This is a genomic window from Flavobacterium fluviatile (assembly GCF_010645065.1).
GTDB lineage: Bacteria > Bacteroidota > Bacteroidia > Flavobacteriales > Flavobacteriaceae > Flavobacterium > Flavobacterium fluviatile.
Map to the genome: position 1 here is coordinate 1 of NZ_JAADZW010000049.1, position 5086 is coordinate 5086.

At 47.9% G+C, this 5086-nt stretch carries 2 tRNA genes and 2 rRNA genes; all 4 read left to right on the forward strand.

From position 1 onward, the window contains the following. Nucleotides 1-17 precede the first annotated feature (17 nt). Nucleotides 18-1531 (forward strand): 16S ribosomal RNA (locus GXM17_RS20990). 126 nt (nt 1532-1657) lie between these two features. Beyond that, nucleotides 1658-1731, forward strand: a tRNA-Ile gene (locus GXM17_RS20995). Between the two features lie 154 nt (nt 1732-1885). Continuing rightward, nucleotides 1886-1959: transfer RNA gene (locus GXM17_RS21000), tRNA-Ala, on the forward strand. A 201-nt stretch (nt 1960-2160) separates the two neighbouring features. Beyond that, nucleotides 2161-5042 (forward strand): 23S ribosomal RNA (locus tag GXM17_RS21005). Together the 16S and 23S rRNA genes with 2 tRNA genes alongside form the textbook arrangement of a ribosomal RNA operon. Nucleotides 5043-5086 lie beyond the last annotated feature (44 nt).

The window sequence follows — 5086 nt, forward strand, 5'->3', positions numbered from 1 at the left end:
ATATAATATTAAAATATACGATGAAGAGTTTGATCCTGGCTCAGGATGAACGCTAGCGGCAGGCTTAACACATGCAAGTCGAGGGGTAGAAGTCTTCGGATTTTGAGACCGGCGCACGGGTGCGTAACGCGTATGCAATCTGCCTTTTACAGGGGGATAGCCCAGAGAAATTTGGATTAATACCCCATAGTATATATGAATGGCATCATTTATATATTAAAGTCACAACGGTAAAAGATGAGCATGCGTCCCATTAGCTAGATGGTAAGGTAACGGCTTACCATGGCTACGATGGGTAGGGGTCCTGAGAGGGAGATCCCCCACACTGGTACTGAGACACGGACCAGACTCCTACGGGAGGCAGCAGTGAGGAATATTGGACAATGGGCGCAAGCCTGATCCAGCCATGCCGCGTGCAGGATGACGGTCCTATGGATTGTAAACTGCTTTTATACGAGAAGAAACACTCCTTCGTGAAGGAATTTGACGGTATCGTAAGAATAAGGATCGGCTAACTCCGTGCCAGCAGCCGCGGTAATACGGAGGATCCAAGCGTTATCCGGAATCATTGGGTTTAAAGGGTCCGTAGGCGGTCTTGTAAGTCAGTGGTGAAAGCCCATCGCTCAACGGTGGAACGGCCATTGATACTGCTGGACTTGAATTACTAGGAAGTAACTAGAATATGTAGTGTAGCGGTGAAATGCTTAGAGATTACATGGAATACCAATTGCGAAGGCAGGTTACTACTAGTGGATTGACGCTGATGGACGAAAGCGTGGGTAGCGAACAGGATTAGATACCCTGGTAGTCCACGCCGTAAACGATGGATACTAGCTGTTGGGGGCAACCTCAGTGGCTAAGCGAAAGTGATAAGTATCCCACCTGGGGAGTACGAACGCAAGTTTGAAACTCAAAGGAATTGACGGGGGCCCGCACAAGCGGTGGAGCATGTGGTTTAATTCGATGATACGCGAGGAACCTTACCAAGGCTTAAATGTAGATTGACCGTTTTGGAAACAGAACTTTCGCAAGACAATTTACAAGGTGCTGCATGGTTGTCGTCAGCTCGTGCCGTGAGGTGTCAGGTTAAGTCCTATAACGAGCGCAACCCCTGTTGTTAGTTGCCAGCGAGTCAAGTCGGGAACTCTAACAAGACTGCCAGTGCAAACTGTGAGGAAGGTGGGGATGACGTCAAATCATCACGGCCCTTACGCCTTGGGCTACACACGTGCTACAATGGCCGGTACAGAGAGCAGCCACCTCGCGAGGGGGAGCGAATCTATAAAGCCGGTCACAGTTCGGATCGGAGTCTGCAACTCGACTCCGTGAAGCTGGAATCGCTAGTAATCGGATATCAGCCATGATCCGGTGAATACGTTCCCGGGCCTTGTACACACCGCCCGTCAAGCCATGGAAGCTGGGGGTGCCTGAAGTCGGTGACCGCAAGGAGCTGCCTAGGGTAAAACTGGTAACTAGGGCTAAGTCGTAACAAGGTAGCCGTACCGGAAGGTGCGGCTGGAACACCTCCTTTCTAGAGCCTTAGTGTTAGTGGCAACACACGCTGGGGAAAAGATGATTATCTTAAAGTTCTGAATCAAAGATTCAATTACTCTTGCTGTTGATTTAAAAAAAAATGATAAGAATTAAGTAAAAACAGAGTCTCGTAGCTCAGCTGGTTAGAGTACTACACTGATAATGTAGGGGTCGGCAGTTCGAGTCTGCCCGGGACTACTTTTTAAAAGTTTGCAGTTTACAGTTATAAGTAAGCAGTTAATAAAAAAAAAGAAGTTTTTATTTAATAAAGGAAATTTTAGAAGTTGAGTTACACCAAAAGTGACCGTTCAAGGACTGTTAACTGCAAGCTGTTAACTGAACACTAAAGAACGGGGGATTAGCTCAGCTGGCTAGAGCGCCTGCCTTGCACGCAGGAGGTCAACGGTTCGACTCCGTTATTCTCCACTATTCAAGGTGAATAGTAAAGAGTAAATAGTAATTGGTCTAAGGCTAATCACTAATTACTAAGGACTAATCACTAAGAAAAAAGTTCATTGACATATTGAGATAAGAAAAATTTAAAAAGTAGAAAGCGTTTTTTGCTGTTGTAGCAATACAAAGGGCAAAAGACAAAAAAAACGGATCATATTGATTTATGATTTGGTACAATAAGCAAAATAAGGGCGTATGGGGGATGCCTAGGCTCTCAGAGGCGATGAAGGGCGTGATAAGCTGCGAAAAGCTGCGGGTATGGGCACACACCATTTGATCCGCAGATACCCGAATGGGGCAACCCACTATGTTGAAGACATAGTACACCGATAGGTGGGCAAACCCGCTGAACTGAAACATCTAAGTAGGCGGAGGAGAAGAAAACAAAAGTGATTCCGTAAGTAGTGGCGAGCGAACGCGGATTAGCCCAAACCAATGTTGTTACGGCAATGTTGGGGTTGTAGGACCACGACATTTTATGCATGCAGAACCGGAAGTTACTGGAAAGTGACGCCATAGAGGGTGATAGCCCCGTATGGGTAATAAATGTAATAGATAGTGGTATCCTGAGTAGGGCGGGGCACGTGAAACCCTGTCTGAATTTGGCGGGACCATCCGCTAAGGCTAAATACTCCTGAGAGACCGATAGTGAACCAGTACCGTGAGGGAAAGGTGAAAAGAACCGTGAATAACGGAGTGAAACAGATCCTGAAACCATACGCTTACAAGCGGTCGGAGCCCTTTAGTGGGGTGACGGCGTGCCTTTTGCATAATGAGCCTACGAGTTAACGTTGCTGGCAAGGTTAAGTGATTAAGTCACGGATCCGTAGCGAAAGCGAGTCTGAATAGGGCGCTTTAGTCAGTAGTGTTAGACGCGAAACCGTGTGATCTACCCATGGGCAGGTTGAAGCTGTGGTAACACACAGTGGAGGACCGAACCGGTTGACGTTGAAAAGTCTTCGGATGACCTGTGGGTAGGGGTGAAAGGCCAATCAAACTCGGAAATAGCTCGTACTCCCCGAAATGCATTTAGGTGCAGCGCTGATAATAGTTATATAGAGGTAGAGCTACTGATTGGATGCGGGGGCTTCACCGCCTACCAATTCCTGACAAACTCCGAATGCTATATAATGTTTTACAGCAGTGAGGGCTTGGGTGCTAAGGTCCAAGTCCGAGAGGGAAAGAACCCAGACCATCAGCTAAGGTCCCCAAATATATGCTAAGTTGAAAGAACGAGGTTTGTCTGCCCAGACAGCTAGGATGTTGGCTTGGAAGCAGCCATTCATTTAAAGAGTGCGTAACAGCTCACTAGTCGAGCGGACGAGCATGGATAATAATCGGGCATAAGCATATTACCGAAGCTATGGATTTGCAATCAATTGCAAGTGGTAGGGGAGCATTCCAGCAGGGTTGAAGGTGTATCGTAAGGTATGCTGGACTGGCTGGAAAAGAAAATGTAGGCATAAGTAACGATAATGCGGGCGAGAAACCCGCACACCGAAAAACTAAGGTTTCCACAGCTATGCTAATCAGCTGTGGGTTAGTCTGGTCCTAAGGCGAACCCGAAAGGGACAGTCGATGGCCAACGGGTTAATATTCCCGTACTACTGATTACTGTGATGGGGTGACGGAGTGATGAAAGCGCCGCGAACTGACGGAATAGTTCGTTAAAGTACCTAGCTATAAGATCTGTAGGCAAATCCGCAGATTTTGGTGAAATACGATAGTACTCGGAGTCTTCGGACAAAGAGATAGTGCGCCTAAGGGCTTCCAAGAAAAACCTCTAAACTTCAGGTAATCAGTACCAGTACCGTAAACCGACACAGGTAGTTGAGGAGAGAATCCTAAGGTGCTCGAGAGATTCATGGCTAAGGAATTAGGCAAAATAGACCCGTAACTTCGGGAGAAGGGTCGCCAGCAGCAATGCTGGCCGCAGTGAAGAGGTCCAGGCGACTGTTTATCAAAAACACAGGGCTCTGCAAAATCGTAAGATGAAGTATAGGGCCTGACACCTGCCCGGTGCTGGAAGGTTAAGAGGAGATGTTATCTTCGGAGAAGCATTGAATTGAAGCCCCAGTAAACGGCGGCCGTAACTATAACGGTCCTAAGGTAGCGAAATTCCTTGTCGGGTAAGTTCCGACCTGCACGAATGGTGTAACGATCTGGACACTGTCTCAGCCATGAGCTCGGTGAAATTGTAGTAACGGTGAAGATGCCGTTTACCCGCAGTGGGACGAAAAGACCCTGTGCACCTTTACTATAGCTTAGTATTGACCTTGGATAAATGATGTGTAGGATAGGTTGGAGACTATGAAGCGGCGTCGCCAGGCGTTGTGGAGTCATTGTTGAAATACAACCCTTTGTTTATCTGAGGCCTAACTCTTCGATGAAGAGGACAGTGCTTGGTGGGTAGTTTGACTGGGGTGGTCGCCTCCAAAAGAGTAACGGAGGCTTCTAAAGGTTCCCTCAGTACGCTTGGTAACCGTGCGAAGAGTGCAATGGCATAAGGGAGCTTGACTGAGAGACATACAGGTCGATCAGGTACGAAAGTAGAGCATAGTGATCCGGTGGTTCCGCATGGAAGGGCCATCGCTCAAAGGATAAAAGGTACGCCGGGGATAACAGGCTGATCTCCCCCAAGAGCTCATATCGACGGGGGGGTTTGGCACCTCGATGTCGGCTCGTCACATCCTGGGGCTGGAGAAGGTCCCAAGGGTTGGGCTGTTCGCCCATTAAAGTGGCACGCGAGCTGGGTTCAGAACGTCGTGAGACAGTTCGGTCTCTATCTACTGTGGGCGTTAGAAATTTGAGTGGATCTGATTCTAGTACGAGAGGACCGAATTGGACTAACCTCTAGTGTATCTGTTGTCCCGCCAGGGGCACCGCAGAGTAGCTACGTTGGGAAGGGATAAGCGCTGAAAGCATATAAGCGCGAAACCCACCACAAGATGAGATTTCTTTTAAGGATCGTGGAAGATGACCACGTTGATAGGCTATAGATGTAAAGGCAGTAATGTCATAGTCGAGTAGTACTAATAATCCGTAAGCTTATGTACACCCTTTTCCTCCCGTCCACAAGACGGGAGGAGAGAACTTTCTA